Here is a 15134-nt window from a genome sequence, read left to right on the forward strand (position 1 = left end):
GTCGGCAACGGAATCGGAATCGGCGACGGCGGGATCAGGTAGGTGTGGATGTCGATCCCGAGCTGGGGATCGAAGTGCTTGGCGGCGATCGTCATGTCCCGGCGTCCTTGCCTTGGTTTGTCTACAGCACGTGGCGCAGCGCGCGCAGGAAATCCCGTCCTTCATCGCTGGAGTCATCGCCCAGCCACAGCACCAGGGCGATGACGGCCAGCACGCACACGGCCAGGATGATCCATTTGCGGATATTCAAACGATGCTCTCCACGGTATCGGTCGGTATCGGTCGGTTGCGCCCGCCGGCATCATCGACGAGCAGGTCGGACGGATCGGGCAACTGCGCGAACTGCGGCGGCGCATCCCATTCGGGCTGCTCCTTGTCGAGCGGGTGCTTGACGTCCGGCAGGCCGTTCCAGGCCGGGTGCAGGAAGTCGCGACCAATCGCGACGACCTTGCGGAAAAACTCATCACCGCCGGCGACCAGGCGTTCGCGCTCGTCGCAGACCTTGCGGAAGCTGCGCTCGAACGTCGCACCCATCTCGGCCTCCAGTGCCGTGATCGCCGACGCCGGTGGCCGAGCACCCAGTGCCGCCGCGCGTGTCTCGGCCTGCTGGTGCGCCTGCGCGATCTCGTCCTGATAGACCTTGGCGCAGTGCTCCAGTTTTTCGGTGCGCGTCGCGTCCTGCAGGCGCAGCATGTCCTGCAGCAGCAGCGGCAACGTGGTCATGGCGCGATCGGCCGGCAGCATCGCCTTGGCTTCACCCAGACCTTGCAGATAACGATCGCGGGCCGGCTCGGGCTGTCCGGCCCGGGCCAGGCAGAAACCGGCCATGCGCTGTCCCTCGATGGCGAACATGCCATTGGGCACGCGCCGCGCGACTTCCGCGCCCTGCGCGTAGGCCTGCGCCGCGCGCTCGGGCTGGCCGGCCGTCAACCACACGCCGGCCTCGCCGAACCACGTCTGCATGACCAGGTGAGTGCCGGCCGCGTGTTGCACGGTCTCGGCCACCAATGCGCATTCGCGCGCCGAACGGTAGCGCGTGATCGCTTCGGGGAACTGCTTTTCCTTCAGGTGCGCACCGGCCACCGCCATGTGCAGCACCACCTGCTGGTCGGGCCACTGCTGCCGGCCGGCCATCTGCAGCGCGCGTTCAGCGCGTGCGGCGGTCTGCGCGGCACTGCCCTTGTCGAGCAGGGTCATGACATCGGTCAGCATCTGCCGGTACGCGCTGGTCGGCCCGGCCCCGCCGCTGGACTGGGCTGCCGTGGCGCGGGCGATGTCGAACATGTCGATCGGCGCGTCGATCACCCGCACGCTCTTGCCAAAACGCTCGACCAGCGGCTGCCACTGGCGCGAATCGGCGTAATCGACCACGCACAGGCGCACGCGCTCCGGCACGGGCGCCTGCAAAGCCGTCTCCAGCCAACGTTGCAACGCCTCGACCGATGTCACCGCGCCGGGCACCAGCACGGCCACGAAGCTGCGCATGTGCTCGCGGTAGTGCTGGGCGAAGGAGCCGAGCATGTCCATCACGCCGGCAGCGGAAGACGGATGGTCCGCGTGCGCGCCGCGCCAGTCGATCGCCGCACCCTGTGCCTTGAGGCTGTCGCGGCTGCCGACGTAACCGAGCTGGAAATGCTCCAGCAGCGCGCGGCTGTAGCCGAAGCCGGTATCGAAGTCGCAGTCGAAATTGAGGAAGAAATCCGGCGTCATCGCCTCCTCCGCTTGCCGGTGCGCCTCGAAGAAGGCAGCCAGCATGCGGTCGGCGTTGCCGGGGATGCGCCAGACCAGCAGTCGGGCCTGCTCGTCACCCGTGGCTTCCAGCCACAGGTCACGGAGCAGGTCGATGCGCTGCTCGACGGGGCTTTTGGCCGCACTCATTCCCTGATCTCCATGATACGGATCAGTTGAGGTTGATCTTGGCGCCGTTGACGCTGATGCCGCCGGCATTGATCACCACGGTGGAACCGCCGGAAGTGATGACGATTTCACCGGCGGTGATCGAGATGCCCGAGGCCTCGCCGACGCCCATCGCCACCAGGCTGCCCGAGCCCAGGGTCATGTCGCCGCCGGCGCTGATCGCCAGCGTCGTGGCCACGCCCTGCTCCATCTTGCCGCCAACCGACAGCGTGCGGTCACCGCCGTTGATGTCTTCCACCAGGGCACTGACCTGGCGCTTGTCGTCGCCGGTGACCGACTGCGTGCGGCCGGCGCCCATGATCTCGGTGACGGCGCCGCTGACCGCACGCTCGGAGACGCCAGTGACCGACTCTTTCCAGGCGCCGATGCGCTGGCTGGTGTAGTCGCCGGTCAGGCTGGTCAGGAACGGGCCGGTGATGCTTTCGGTGTAGCCGACCGCGGGGATGGTCAGACTCTGTCCGTTCTTGAACAACTCCGTTACAGCACCGGTAACAGTGGTGGCAGCGGTGCCAGTGACGTCGGTGGTACGCGCGCCGACGATGGTCAGCGCGTCGTTGCCCTTGACGTTGATGCCGCGGTTGGCGCCGACCGCGATGTCCTGGTTCACGCCAACGTTCATGCTGTGGTTGTTGGCGACGGTGGTCGCCTTGTTGTTGTTGACCGCGGTGTTCTGGTCGTTCTGCACGGTGGTGGCCATGTCGCGCTGGGCGTGCATGTTGAGCAGCTGCTTGCCCACGCCGTCGTGCATGGTGACTTCGTTGAAACCCTCGCCCTTTACCGTCTTCGATTTCAGGCCGCTGACTTCGAGGCCGAACGGCGGCATGTTGTCCTCGTTGAAGACGCGACCGGTGATGATCGGCCGGTCCGGGTGGCCGTCGAGGAAGTCGACCACCACCTCCTGGCCGATGCGCGGTGGCGACACGCCACCCATGCCGCTGCCGGCCCAGGGGCTGGCCACGCGCACCCAGCACGAGCTGGCGTCGTTGAACTGGCCGAGCCGGTCCCAGTGGAATTGCACTTTCACCCGGCCGTACCGGTCGGCGTGGATTTCCTCGCCGGGCGGGCCCACCACGGTTGCGGTCTGCGGCCCGGGCATGCGCGGCTGCGGCGTCTGCCGCTGCGGCCGGAACGGGATCTTGCGACGCAGCGCCGTGGTGCTGCAGCGGTAGCTGGCGCCTTCGACCTCGGTGTAGCCGTCGCTGAAATTGTTGCGCACGTCGTGGGCGAGCTGCATGACGAAGAACTGCCGCGCCTCCTCGTCCGGTTCGAGATGCTCGAAGTGCCCGTGCAGCACGAAATGATGCCCGGGCTGCAGCGAGCGGATATTGCCGCCGCCTTCGAACAGTTTGGTCGGCCAGGCCAACTCTTCGGCCCGCAACGCCGCCAGCGCGTCGCCGATCTGGCTGTCGCGGTAGCTCGCCGCGCCTTCGTAGTAATAGCTTTCCAGCCGCGGCAACACGCCATTGGGAATGTCGAGCGGCCGGTCGACCGCCAGCGGGCTCTTGGGTTGCTTGAAATCAAAGCTCTTCAGCGCCTGCACGCTGGTGCCGACCCGGCGTCGCGTCGCCCATTGGTCCAGCCCGTGCTCGTCCTGCACGCCGATGTCAGGCAGGTAACGCACCGTGTTCTGGCCGGCGATCGCCGGACACTGGGTGGAGTCGTCGCACAGCACCAGGGTGTGGCCGTCCTGCGCGTGCGCGAAGTGGTAGTAGATACCCGCTTCCTCGAGCAGGCGCGAGACGAAAGCGAAATCCGACTCGTTGTACTGCACGCAATACGGCAGCTTCGGGTACTTGCCGGCATCGACGTCGTACTTGCAGGCGGCGAGCTCGGCGTAGGGCGCAAACACCTCCTCGACGATCTCGACCACCGACAGGTCCTGGAAGATCCGGCAGTTGCTGGTGTGCTGCAGGAAGCCGAACCAGGGCCCGATCTGCGCCTGGTAGCGGACCAGGTCGCCGTCGGTGCCGATGCGGGCGAATTCCTTGACGTAGCCGTGGAAATGACGGTCGCCGTCCGGCGCCTGCAGGCTCAGCCGCATCGGCTGGCCGACGATCTGCTTGAGTTCGAGCTGGGCATCGGGTGACAGCAGCTCGACCGTGAAGGCGAACGGCCGCGAGACCTCTTCGGTCCCGTGCATCCGATGCACCATGAAAGGCTCGGACTCGAGCGACGACTTGACCCGGATCAGCCGGGTGTCCTGGTTGAAGGTGGCCACTTTGGCCAGTGCCTCGGGGGTGTATCCGTACACGATGTTTCTCCATGACTTGCGTCGATCTGCCCGTTGAAGGCAGCGGATCGACGGCTGGCGTGCGATCGGTCGGTGGCACGGCCCCTGTTCCCTGCCCCTTGGAGGCCAAGGCTACGAGGAACTCGCCCGCCCTGCCTGAACCGATGGTTAGCCCGGTCCATGACAACCGTATGTAACCGCATGTGCCCCGAGCATGGCGTGACCGGGGGTCGATTTCCGACAAGTGAACGGTTCGTGCGAAAATCCCCCCGTTAAGGCCCCGTAGCTCAGCTGGATAGAGCGGTCCCCTCCTAAGGGACAGGTCGTGCGTTCGAATCGCGCCGGGGTCACCACCATGGATGGCACATCCATGTGCCGGCATTTTCAATGCGTTGCTTTCGCAGTTGTCTCTCTTGGAGCTTTTCATGACCCACCCCGTCCTCACCGCGCTCGGCCTGAACGACACCGAATCCGGCACCTACCTCGGCAGTAGCGAGTGGTCCAAGACCGCCGATGCCGGCGTGCTGGAGTCGATCAATCCGACCGACGGCGCGGTGCTGGCGAAGGTGCAGGCGTCCTCGCAGGCCGATTACGACACCCTCGTCGAGCGCGCCCAGGCCGCCTTCGCGGTGTGGCGCACCACCCCGGCGCCACGCCGCGGCGAGGCGATCCGCCTGTGCGCCGACGCACTGCGCAAGCACAAGGACGCGCTCGGCTCGCTGGTCGCGCTGGAGATGGGCAAGTCCAAGCCCGAGGGCGACGGTGAAGTGCAGGAGATGATCGACATCGGCGAGTTCGCCGTCGGCCTGTCACGCCAGCTGTACGGCCTGACCATGCACTCCGAGCGCCCCGGCCACCGCATGTACGAGCAGTGGCACCCGCTGGGCCTGGTCGGCGTGATCTCGGCGTTCAACTTCCCGGTCGCGGTGTGGGCCTGGAACTCGTTCATCGCCGCGATCTGCGGTGACATCACCATCTGGAAGCCCTCGCCCAAGACCCCGCTGTCGGCGATCGCCTCCATGCGCATCTGCAACGAGGCGCTCAAGGCCGGCGGTTTCCCCGACATCTTCTTCCTGTTCAACGATGCCGGCACCGAGCTGGCGTCGAGCTTCGTCGACGACAAGCGCATCGCCCTGGTCAGCTTCACCGGCTCGACCAAGGTCGGCCGCCACGTCGGCGAGCGCGTCGCGCGCCGCATGGGCCGCTCGCTGCTGGAACTGGGCGGCAACAACGCGATCATCGTCGATGCGACCGCCGACCTGAAACTGGCGATCCCGGCGATCGTGTTTGGCGCGGTCGGCACCGCCGGCCAGCGCTGCACCACCACGCGCCGGTTGTTCGTGCACGAGTCGATCCATGGCGACGTGCTGGCCAAGCTGGTCGCCGCCTACAAGCAGGTCGAGAAGAAGATCGGCGACCCGACCGACCCGGCCAACCTGATGGGCCCGCTCAACAGCCGCGACGCGGTGCAGGCTTATCTGGACGCGGTCGAGAAGGCCAAGGCCAGCGGCGGCAAGATCGAGACCGGCGGCGCTGCGATCGAGGGCAAGGGCAACTTCGTGTTGCCGACGATCGTGACCGGCCTCACCAACGATGCCGAAGTCGTGCAGACCGAGACCTTCGCGCCGATCCTGTACGTGATGAAGTTCAAGACCCTCGACGAGGCGATTGCGTTGCAGAACGACGTGCCGCAGGGCCTGTCGTCGTCGATCTTCACCGAAAACCTGAAGGCGGCCGAGGCGTTCCTGTCGGCGGCGGGTTCGGACTGCGGCATCGCCAACGTCAACATCGGCACCTCTGGCGCCGAGATCGGCGGCGCGTTCGGCGGAGAGAAGGAAACCGGCGGCGGCCGCGAGTCGGGTTCGGACGCGTGGCGCGCCTACATGCGCCGCCAGACCAACACGATCAACTACTCCGACGCGCTGCCGCTGGCGCAGGGCATCAAGTTCGACCTGTAAGCGACGACGATGTACGCACTCGCGCGCCCGTTCCTGTTCGGTCTCGACGCCGAGACCGCGCATGGCGTCGGCCTGAAGGCCATGGAAGCCGCGTACCGCAGCGGGCTCAGCCCGCTGCTGGCACGGCGGCCGACACCGTTGCCGACCAAGGCCTTCGGCCTGACTTTCCCGAACCCGGTCGGCCTGGCCGCCGGGCTCGACAAGAACGGCGAGCACATTGATGCCCTGCTCGCGCTGGGCTTCGGTTTCGTCGAGGTCGGCACGGTCACGCCACAGCCGCAGGAAGGCAACCCCAAGCCGCGCATGTTCCGCCTACCCGGGCAACAGGCGGTGATCAATCGCCTCGGCTTCAACAACGGCGGCGTCGATGCGCTGGTGCGCAATGTCGAGAAAGCGCAGCGCAAGCACGGCCTGCTCGGCATCAACATCGGCAAGAACAAGGACACGCCCAACGAGTCCGCCGAAAGCGACTACCTGCTGTGCCTGCAGCGCGTGTACCCGCTGGCCGACTACATCACCGTCAACATCTCCTCGCCCAACACCGCCGGCCTGCGCGAGCTGCAGGAGGAACAGGCCCTGCGCCGCCTGGTCGGCGCGCTGCGCGAGGCGCAGGAGGCACTGGGCGCACGCCACGGCAAACGCGTGCCGATGCTGGTCAAGATCGCCCCCGACCTGTCCGACGAGGACGTCGAGGCCGCCGCGCGCGTGCTCAGCGACCTGCAGGTTGACGGCGTGATCGCCACCAACACCACCGTCTCGCGCATGGGCGTCGAAGGCGCGCGTCACGCCAACGAGCAAGGCGGCCTGTCCGGCAGGCCGGTGATGGGTCAGTCGACCGCGGTGCTGCGCATGATGCGCACGCGCCTGCCCGAGTCGATCCCGATGATCGGCGTCGGCGGCATCCTCTCCGGCGCCGATGCGGTGACCAAGACCGCCGCCGGCGCGAGCCTGGTGCAGTGCTACACCGGCCTGGTCTACCGCGGTCCCGCGCTGGTGCACGAATGCGTCGAGGCGATCCGCCGGCGCAAGGAAGCACCCAGCCGCGGTAACGTGCCACCCACGGTATGAAGGCCGCCGTCCGCATCGTCCGCGATGCCGCGCTCGACTACCGCAACACCTTCGGCGTCGCCGCGCGCGCGCCGCTGCTGGTCGAAGTCGCCGATGTCACCGCACTGCCCGAAGTGCTGTCCGCGCCGGAACTGGCCGATGGCATCGCGCTGGTGCTTGGCGGCGGCAGCAATCTGCTGTTTGCCGGCGATCCGGCGGGGCCGGTGCTGGCATTGACCGGCGAACGCATCGAAACCCTGACCGACGACGGCGCACATGCGATCGTGCGCGCCGACGCCGGCGTGCCGTGGCACGGCTTTGTCATGCAGACCCTGGCGCAAGGGCTGGCCGGGCTGGAAAACCTCGCCCTGATCCCGGGCACGGTCGGCGCCGCGCCGATCCAGAACATCGGCGCCTACGGCGTCGAGGTGCGCGAGTTCATCCACGCGGTCGAAGCTTTCGAGCCGGCGACCGGGCAACTGCATCGCCTCGATGCAGCGGCCTGTGCGTTCTCCTACCGCGACAGCGTGTTCAAGCACGCGCCCGACCGCTACATCGTTACCGCGGTCGAGTTCGCGCTGCCGCGCATGCCCGCGCTCAAGCTCGACTACGCCGGCCTCGGCGACGAGTTGATCGCGATGGGCATCGACGCGCCCACGCCGCAACTCGTGGCGGCGGCGGTGATCGCGATCCGGCGCCGCAAGCTGCCCGACCCGGCCGTGCTTGGCAATGCCGGCAGCTTCTTCAAGAACCCGATCGTGCCGGCGGCACAGGCCGAAGCCTTGCAGGCGCAATACCCCGCGATGCCGGTGTTCCGCGGCAATGACACCGGCACGCGCAAGCTCTCGGCGGCCTGGTTCATCGACGCCTGCGGCTGGAAGGGCCAGCGCGACGGCGATGCCGGTGTCGCCGCCTCGCACGCGCTGGTGCTGGTCAACCACGGCCATGCCACGGGCCGGCAACTGCTCGACTTCGCCCGCCGCATCGCCGACTCGGTGCAGCTGCGTTTCGGCGTCGCCATCGAGCCCGAGCCGCGTCTCATCGGCGCGACGTGGTGACGAGCACGACCTTGGTGATGCGTGCACTGACCGACAATGCCCGACGCCGGTCACCAGGAAATCGCCTGACTTGGCAGCATCGCCTGCAGATCATCGACGCATGAGCGCCGCGCCCGCCCACCCGTTGCGCGCCGCCGGCTTCATGCTCGGCAGCACCTTGTCGTTCGGCGTGATGGCGATCGCGATCCGGCTGGCGTCGGAATCGCTGCACACCTTCGAGATCGCGTTCTTCCGCAACTTTTTCGGCCTGCTCGCTGTGCTGCCGTTGCTGCTGCAGGCCAACCGCGGCTCGCTGCGCACCAGGCAACTGCCACGCTACTTCGTGCGCTGCGCGATCGGCATCGGCTCGATGCTCGCCGGCTTCTGGGCGATCGGCCACCTGCCCTTGGCGCAGGCGATCTCGCTGTCGTACTCGACGCCGGTGTTCGTGACGATCGCCGCAGTGGTGTTCCTGCACGAGCATGTGCGGGCGCGGCGCTGGGCGGCGGTGGCGCTGGGCTTCCTCGGCGTGCTGGTGATCGTGCGTCCGGGCTCGGCGGACTTCTCGGCCGGCACCCTGATCGCCCTGCTCGCCGCGGTGCTGAGCGGCGTGGTCGCGATCCAGATCAAGCAGCTGTCGCGCATCGACTCGGCCAACACGATTGTTCTCTACACCTACCTGTTCTGGGTACCGATGTCGTTGCTGCCGGCGTTGTTCGTGTGGGAATGGCCGGTCGGGATCGCCTGGCTGTGGGTGGTCGCGGCCGGCATCTTCGGCACCGGCGGCCAGGTGCTGTGGACGCATGCGCTCAAGCTCGGTGAGGTGTCGGCGCTGACGCCGATCAGCTTCATGCAGCTGCCGCTGGTCGCCACTGCCGGCTGGCTCTGGTTCGGCGAATCGCTGGACCGCTGGACCGTGATCGGCGCCGCGATCATCCTCGCCTCCAACGCCTACATCGCCCACCGCGAGGCGGTGCTGGCCCGCCGCGCCGCCTCGGCGGCGCCGACCGCCGCGGCCAAGCCGGGCGAGTAGCGGCCGCTGGCCGGCACGGCGGCCTGGGCGCTCGACAGCTGCTGTTCCTGGACCTCGTCGACGCGCTGTTTGAGCGGTCGCTGCAACCCACACCCGCCTTCGTCCTTGTGCGCCGCAATACGCCGCACGTCCCCTGGCCGGAAAAAGGGGGGCATTCCGGCCCCGTTCCGGGTGGGTAGCGGCCGAGCGCGACCGCCGGTCGGGTCCGGCTTGACCGCCTCGGCAGGCGGCGGATCAATGGCGTCCCGTCCGGATACGCCCCGGTACGGAGCATTTCACTCCATGCGGCCGCGCCCGCCCGCGCGCCGATCGGCCATCGCAGTGACAGGGAGTCGTGCAATGAACCGCAAGCCAGCAGTCCTCGCAATCGCCCTCGCCATCGCACTGACTCCGCCGGCCGCACTGGCCGAGGAAGGCGACTACGCCTGGTGGCAGGTGCTGGTCAACCTGGTATCGCCAGCGCCGGCCGACAACCCGGTGACGCCGGCGCAGCGCAACGCGTCGGCCTATCCGCTGCTCGGCAACCCTGCCGGCTTCGACGACGGCTTTGCACCCGGCCGCTACCTGGGCTGGCAGACCGTGCAGCTGGCGCCGGAGACCGGCGCGGTCTGCGGCAACGGCACGCCGTACAAGTTCTTCGTCAACCGCGTCGCCGACACCCGCAACACCCTGATCTACATGGAAGGTGGCGGCGCCTGCTGGGATTACGCAAGCTGCAAGGGCCTGACCCCGCGCAGCGCGCGCAATCCCGACGGCATCCCCGACGACTACATGGGCCTGCTCAATCCTGGCGCCAGCCTGGTGAGCCCGTTCGTGCTACGCGTCTCGCCGACGCTGGACGTCGTCAAGACGCAGGACTGGAACCTGGTCTACGTGCCCTACTGCACCGGCGACATCTACAGCGGCGACAAGGTCGCGGTGTACCCCGACCCGAGCGGCCAGAACCCGCCGCTGGTCTACCACCACAACGGCCTGCGCAACCAGCGCGCAGTGGTGGCCTGGCTCAAGGACCACCTGCCGCGGCCGACCCAGCTGGTGCAGACCGGCTGCAGCGCCGGCGGCGTCGGCAGCATGCTCAATTACGACCACGTGCGCGGCGACATGGCGCCCAACCGCGCCTTCCTGATCAACGACTCCGGTCCGGTGTACAGCGCGCCCACTGGCGCCGACCCGCAGCAGTACCCGTCGGTGCCACTGTTCGCTACGGTGCGCCCGGCCTGGGGCCTGGACGAGAGCAACGGCCCGATCGACTACATGAGCAACCGCCTCAGCGCCTACGGCTTCAACCGCAACGACTTCGGCACGCTGGTGCGGGCCCTGGCCAACAAGCGCCGCAGCGACCGCCTCGGCATCACCTATTTCTGGCAGGACCTCAATTACTCCTCGTACTCCTACGAGCGCTTCTTCCCGGAGATCGTCAACGCCCCCGACCAGGCCACCAAGGAGCAACTGCTGCACCAGAAGTGGGCGCAGGACACCACGCGTTTGAAGCAGACCACCGACAGCCTGGCCAACGTCGGCGGCTACTACTCGCAGTTCCGCGCGCTCAACGAAAGCCATTGCGACTCCATCGTCGACTTCAAGAACGGCGACATCCAGGAGCGGCAGCTGGAACTGGGCCATTTCGTCGACAACGTGCTCAACGGCCAGGGCCCGGTGCTGGATGCCTCCGAGGCCAGTGACGAGGCCGATCGCAAGAAGCCGTTCAACCCGTTCTACGCGCTGATCGATGCGCTGTTGAACGGCTGACCGGTCGACCGGCGCGGGCTGCTGGGAGGGCAGCCCGCGTCGATCGCCTCCACTGTCGCCCATACCGATGAAACGACGTAACCGCGCCATCACCATCATCGCGTCTGTCGCCTTGCTGCTCGGACTCGGCGGCTACGGTGCACATCGCGCTGGACAGCAAGGCGCAGCGCGCGCCAGCGCCACGTCCGGCAACAACGCGGCGCTGGCATCGGCCGCGACTGGCAACGTCACTTCGCGTGTCGAGCTGCTCAGTCGCCCGGCCGTCCGTGCCTACCAGGCGCGTGTGGACTTTCAGGAGCAGGCGCGCCGCTTCTTCGCCGAGGCCGGCCGTCTCGCCCCGGCAGCACGGCAACGGCAGGCGCAGCTACTGGAAACCGATATCGACCGCTACGAGCGCGCCGGCGATCTGTCAGCCGGCGAAACCCTGATGCTGCGCATCGGCCTGATCCGCGCCACCGAAACCGACCCGGCGCGGCAGATGCAGCGCACCGCCGATCTCGCGGCCGCGTACCAGGTCCATGCCGAACGCCGCAACGCCGCCTTCCTCGCCGCACAGCGTGACGATCGCGCATTCAACGACTACAAGACGCGGGAAAACCGCATCGTCACCGAGGTAATGGCGATGCCGGTCGTCCCCGGGGGGCTGAGTCGCAACGAGTACCTGCGCCGGCGCCTGCAGCACGAACGCGAGATCGCCTACGGACGCACGACTGCACGCTGATCCTTCTCTTCAGTGGGAAGTGCCGCGCCACGGCCGAAGATGGTTGCGGTACACCAGCACGAACACCGCGATCACCCAGGCCATCGCCGCGGCCCAGCCCGCGAGGATGTCCGAGGGGTAGTGCACGCCCAGATACACCCGCGACAACCCGACCAGCCCCACGAAGGTCGCCATCACGACGACGACCGGCCAGCGCCAGCGCGTGCGCCACGTCAGCAGGATCAGCACGCAGGCCAGGGTCATCGAACCCATCGCGTGGCCGCTGGGAAAGCTGTAGTTGGTTTCCGGCGCGACCGACTCCCACAGTGCCGGCCGCTCGCGCGCGAACACCTGCTTGGTGGCGATGTTGAGCAACGCCGAACCACCAAGCGCGAGCGCGGCGAAGCTGGCCGCGCGCAACCGCCGCAGCCAGGTCAATACCAGCACCAGGGCGATGTCGAACGGCACCACGCCCCACAGGTAGCCCAGCTTCGAGACCAGCACGAAGAAACGGTCGGAACCGTCGCGGGCCAGTTGATGGGCGAAGTTCAGTACCGGCTCGTCGAACGCGATTACTTCCTGCTCGTGGATCTCGTCGGCCAGCTCGGCGAAACCCCACAGCGGCAGCAGCAGGCCGACGAAGATCAGCAGCAGGTGCAGGCCGTACCGACGCAACAACGCCGCGCCGAAGCGCAGCCCCTGCTGCAATGCTTCTCCGCCTTCAGCCGCCACGGGCCTCGGCACCGGCGCGCGGGCCGTAATTGCGCGCGACGTAGCGGTCGATCAGGGCGACGAATTCGTTGGCGATGTTCTCGCCGCGCAGGGTCACGGTTTTCTCGCCGTCCTCGAACACCGGAGCCGACGGTGCCTCGCCCGTGCCCGGCAACGAGATGCCGATGTTGGCGTGGCGCGATTCGCCCGGGCCATTGACCACGCAGCCCATCACCGCCAGCGTCATGTTCTCGGCACCCGGATGGCTGATCTTCCATTCCGGCATCTTCGCGCGCACGTGCTCCTGCACGGTCTTGGCCAGTTCCTGGAAGAACTCGCTGGTGGTGCGGCCGCATCCCGGGCAGGCGGTGACCATCGGCGTGAACGCGCGCAGGCCCATGGTCTGCAGCAGCTCCTGCGCGACGATGACCTCGTTGGTGCGCGACTGGCCCGGCTCCGGCGTCAGCGAGATACGGATGGTGTCGCCGATGCCTTCCTGCAGCAGCACACCGAGCGCGGCGCTGGAGGCGACGATGCCCTTGCTGCCGATGCCGGCCTCGGTCAGGCCCAGGTGCAGGGCGTAGTCGCCGCGGTTGGCGAGCTCGCGGTACACCGCGATCAACTCCTGCACGCCGCTGACCTTGGCACTGAGCACGATGCGGTCGGCGCTCAGGCCCAGCTCGACCGCGCGCGCCGCCGAATCCAGCGCCGAGCGGATCAACGCCTCGCGCAGCACGCGACCGGCATCCCAGGGCTCGGCACGCTGGTGGTTCTCGTCCATCAGCTGCGCGGCAAGGGCCTGGTCCAGCGAGCCCCAGTTGGCACCGATGCGCACCGGCTTGCCGTGCTTGATCGCCAGTTCGATCAAGGTGGCGAACTGGCTGTCCTTCTTCTTGCCGAAGCCGACGTTGCCGGGGTTGATGCGGTACTTGGCCAGCGCTTCGGCGCAGGCCGGCTCGGCGGTCAGCAACTGGTGACCGTTGTAGTGGAAGTCGCCGATGATCGGGACCTCGATGCCCATCATCGCCAATTTGTCGACGATGCGCGGTACCGCCGCAGCAGCCTCGACCGTGTTGACAGTGACGCGCACCAGCTCCGAGCCGGCACGCCATAGCTCTGCCACCTGCTTGGTGGTCGAGGCGACGTCGGCGGTGTCGGTGTTGGTCATCGACTGCACGACCACCGGATGGCCACCGCCGACATCGACGCCGCCGACCCGTACAGATCGCGTCAAACGACGGGCCAGCGGGCCAAAACCGGGGTCTGCGCAGGGTAAAGGAGCATCTGAATTCATGGACGCCATTGTACCGCCGGCGTGACCGGAAGCCGTCACTGCGCTACCGTGGTCCGCCGCCCGTTCATGCCGCCAGTGGACTCCCCCGCCGACCACGTCCTGACCCCTAGCCAGCTCAACACCCTGGCGCGCGACCTGCTGGAAGGCGCGTTCCCGCTGGTGTGGGTGGAAGGCGAGCTGGGCAACGTGTCGCGGCCGTCGTCCGGCCATCTCTACTTCACCCTGAAGGACGCGCGCGCGCAGGTGCGGTGCGCGATGTTCAAGCCCAAGAGCAGCTGGCTGAAGTTCGCCCCGCGCGAGGGCCTGCGCGTGCTGGCGCGCGGCCGGTTGACCCTGTACGAGGCCCGCGGCGATTACCAGCTGGTGCTGGACCACATGGAAGAGGCTGGCGAAGGCGCGCTGCGGCGCGCGTTCGAGGAGCTCAAAGCCAAGCTCACCGCCGAGGGCCTGTTCGATGCCCAGCGCAAGCGGCCGCTGCCGCGGTTCGCCTCGCGCATCGGAGTGATCACCTCGCCCAGCGGCGCCGTCGTGCGCGACGTGCTGAGCGTGCTGGCACGGCGCTTCCCACTGGTCGAGGCCGAGGTGCTGCCGGTGCCGGTGCAGGGCGACGGCGCCGCGGCGCGGATCGTGGCGATGCTGCAGCGGGCGATCACCTCGCAGCGCTACGACGTGCTGCTGGTCGCACGCGGCGGCGGCTCGCTGGAAGACCTGTGGGCCTTCAACGACGAGCACCTGGCGCGTGCGATCGCGGCCTCACCCGTGCCAGTAGTGTCGGCGGTCGGCCACGAGACCGACTTCAGCCTCAGCGATTTCGCCGCCGACGTGCGCGCACCGACGCCGTCGGTCGCGGCCGAGTTGCTGGTGCCCAACCGCGATGACCTCAATCACCGCCTGCACCTGCTCGATGCGCGCCTGCGCGCCGTGCAGTTGCAGCGGCTGCGCCAGGCGATGCAGCGCGCCGACCGCGCCGCCTTGCGCTTGAACGCACTGCGACCGCAGGCACGCCTGCAGCTGCTGCAGCGTCGCCAGGTCGATGCGCTGCGCCGCTTGCACGCGGCCTGGCAGCGGCAATTCGAGCGCGAGCGCGCCCGCCTGCGCCACGCCGACGCGGTGCTGCGGGCGTCGCAGCCGCAACGCCGCATCGCGCGTCTGCGCGAGCGCCTGGCCACCCTCGCCCTGCGCCCGCAGGCCGCGATCGTGCGCCGGCTCGGCCACCAGGCGTTGCACCTGCGCGGCCTCGCCCGCTCGCTGGAAGCGGTGAGCCCGCTGGCCACCGTCGCACGCGGCTACAGCATCCTGCGCCACGACGACGGTCGCATCGTGCGCAGCGTGCTCGATGCAGCGCCTGGCGATCGGCTCGACGCGCGACTGGTTGACGGCAGCTTGCGGGTGCGGGTCATCGACACGAGCGAGTGAAGCCGCTCTTCATCGTCATTCCCACCTCCGCGGGAATGACAA

At 68.1% G+C, this 15134-nt stretch carries 12 protein-coding genes and 1 tRNA gene; 8 read left to right on the plus strand and 5 right to left on the minus strand.

Going from position 1 to position 15134, the window contains the following annotated elements; translation table 11 throughout:
- Positions 1-121 precede the first annotated feature (121 nt).
- From ACFOLC_RS15640 to ACFOLC_RS15650, 3 genes are read right to left on the minus strand one after another with little or no spacing between them, the layout of a single operon-like run.
- A complete protein-coding gene (locus ACFOLC_RS15640; RefSeq protein ID WP_386760196.1) occupies positions 122-250 on the minus strand; it encodes a hypothetical protein in 129 nt (42 codons plus the stop codon).
- A complete protein-coding gene (locus ACFOLC_RS15645) occupies positions 247-1878 on the minus strand; it encodes a hypothetical protein (RefSeq protein WP_386760197.1) in 1632 nt (543 codons plus the stop codon). The genes ACFOLC_RS15640 and ACFOLC_RS15645 overlap by 4 nt, the downstream gene beginning before the upstream one ends.
- A gap of 22 nt (positions 1879-1900) precedes the next feature.
- Complete coding sequence (locus tag ACFOLC_RS15650; RefSeq protein ID WP_386760198.1) at positions 1901-4168, minus strand: type VI secretion system Vgr family protein; 2268 nt, start codon at positions 4166-4168, stop codon at positions 1901-1903.
- A 255-nt stretch (positions 4169-4423) separates the two neighbouring features.
- On the opposite strand from ACFOLC_RS15650, the gene ACFOLC_RS15655 reads away from it, so the two are divergent.
- The 7 genes from ACFOLC_RS15655 (at position 4424) to ACFOLC_RS15685 (ending at position 11692) form a co-directional block, all read left to right on the plus strand.
- A tRNA-Arg gene (locus ACFOLC_RS15655) sits at positions 4424-4500 on the plus strand.
- Positions 4501-4572: 72 nt separating this feature from the next.
- Entirely contained in the window at positions 4573-6105 is a 1533-nt protein-coding gene (gene amaB, locus ACFOLC_RS15660) for an L-piperidine-6-carboxylate dehydrogenase (protein WP_386760199.1), read from the plus strand.
- Positions 6106-6114: 9 nt separating this feature from the next.
- Positions 6115-7173, plus strand: a complete 1059-nt coding sequence (locus tag ACFOLC_RS15665) for a quinone-dependent dihydroorotate dehydrogenase (RefSeq protein WP_386760200.1) — start codon at positions 6115-6117, stop codon at positions 7171-7173.
- On the plus strand, positions 7170-8210 hold the full coding sequence (gene murB, locus ACFOLC_RS15670) for a UDP-N-acetylmuramate dehydrogenase (protein WP_386760201.1): 1041 nt from the start codon (positions 7170-7172) through the stop codon (positions 8208-8210). Before ACFOLC_RS15665 ends, murB begins: the two co-directional genes overlap by 4 nt.
- A 100-nt stretch (positions 8211-8310) precedes the next feature.
- On the plus strand, positions 8311-9222 hold the full coding sequence (locus ACFOLC_RS15675; protein ID WP_386760202.1) for a DMT family transporter: 912 nt from the start codon (positions 8311-8313) through the stop codon (positions 9220-9222).
- 339 nt (positions 9223-9561) lie between these two features.
- The gene (locus ACFOLC_RS15680; protein WP_386760203.1) at positions 9562-10971 is read left to right on the plus strand and encodes a pectin acetylesterase-family hydrolase; all 1410 of its coding nucleotides are present in this window, start codon (positions 9562-9564) and stop codon (positions 10969-10971) included.
- Between the two features lie 67 nt (positions 10972-11038).
- Positions 11039-11692, plus strand: coding sequence for a hypothetical protein (locus ACFOLC_RS15685; RefSeq protein WP_386760204.1), 654 nt, complete (start codon positions 11039-11041; stop codon positions 11690-11692).
- 9 nt (positions 11693-11701) lie between these two features.
- Here ACFOLC_RS15685 and ACFOLC_RS15690 read toward each other — a convergent pair whose 3' ends face one another.
- Positions 11702-12379 carry a phosphatase PAP2 family protein gene (locus ACFOLC_RS15690; RefSeq protein ID WP_386760214.1) on the minus strand — a complete coding sequence of 226 codons (678 nt, stop codon included), beginning with the start codon at positions 12377-12379 and terminating at the stop codon, positions 11702-11704.
- A gap of 13 nt (positions 12380-12392) precedes the next feature.
- Positions 12393-13676 carry a flavodoxin-dependent (E)-4-hydroxy-3-methylbut-2-enyl-diphosphate synthase gene (gene ispG / locus ACFOLC_RS15695; protein ID WP_386760205.1) on the minus strand — a complete coding sequence of 428 codons (1284 nt, stop codon included), beginning with the start codon at positions 13674-13676 and terminating at the stop codon, positions 12393-12395.
- Between the two features lie 75 nt (positions 13677-13751).
- Here ispG and xseA point away from each other — a divergent pair, with 75 nt between their 5' ends.
- Positions 13752-15092, plus strand: a complete 1341-nt coding sequence (gene xseA / locus ACFOLC_RS15700) for an exodeoxyribonuclease VII large subunit (RefSeq protein ID WP_386760206.1) — start codon at positions 13752-13754, stop codon at positions 15090-15092.
- The last annotated feature ends 42 nt before the right edge of the window (positions 15093-15134 follow it).

The sequence above is a fragment of the Lysobacter cavernae genome, from assembly GCF_042648505.1.
Taxonomy (GTDB): Bacteria; Pseudomonadota; Gammaproteobacteria; order Xanthomonadales; family Xanthomonadaceae; genus Lysobacter_L; species Lysobacter_L cavernae.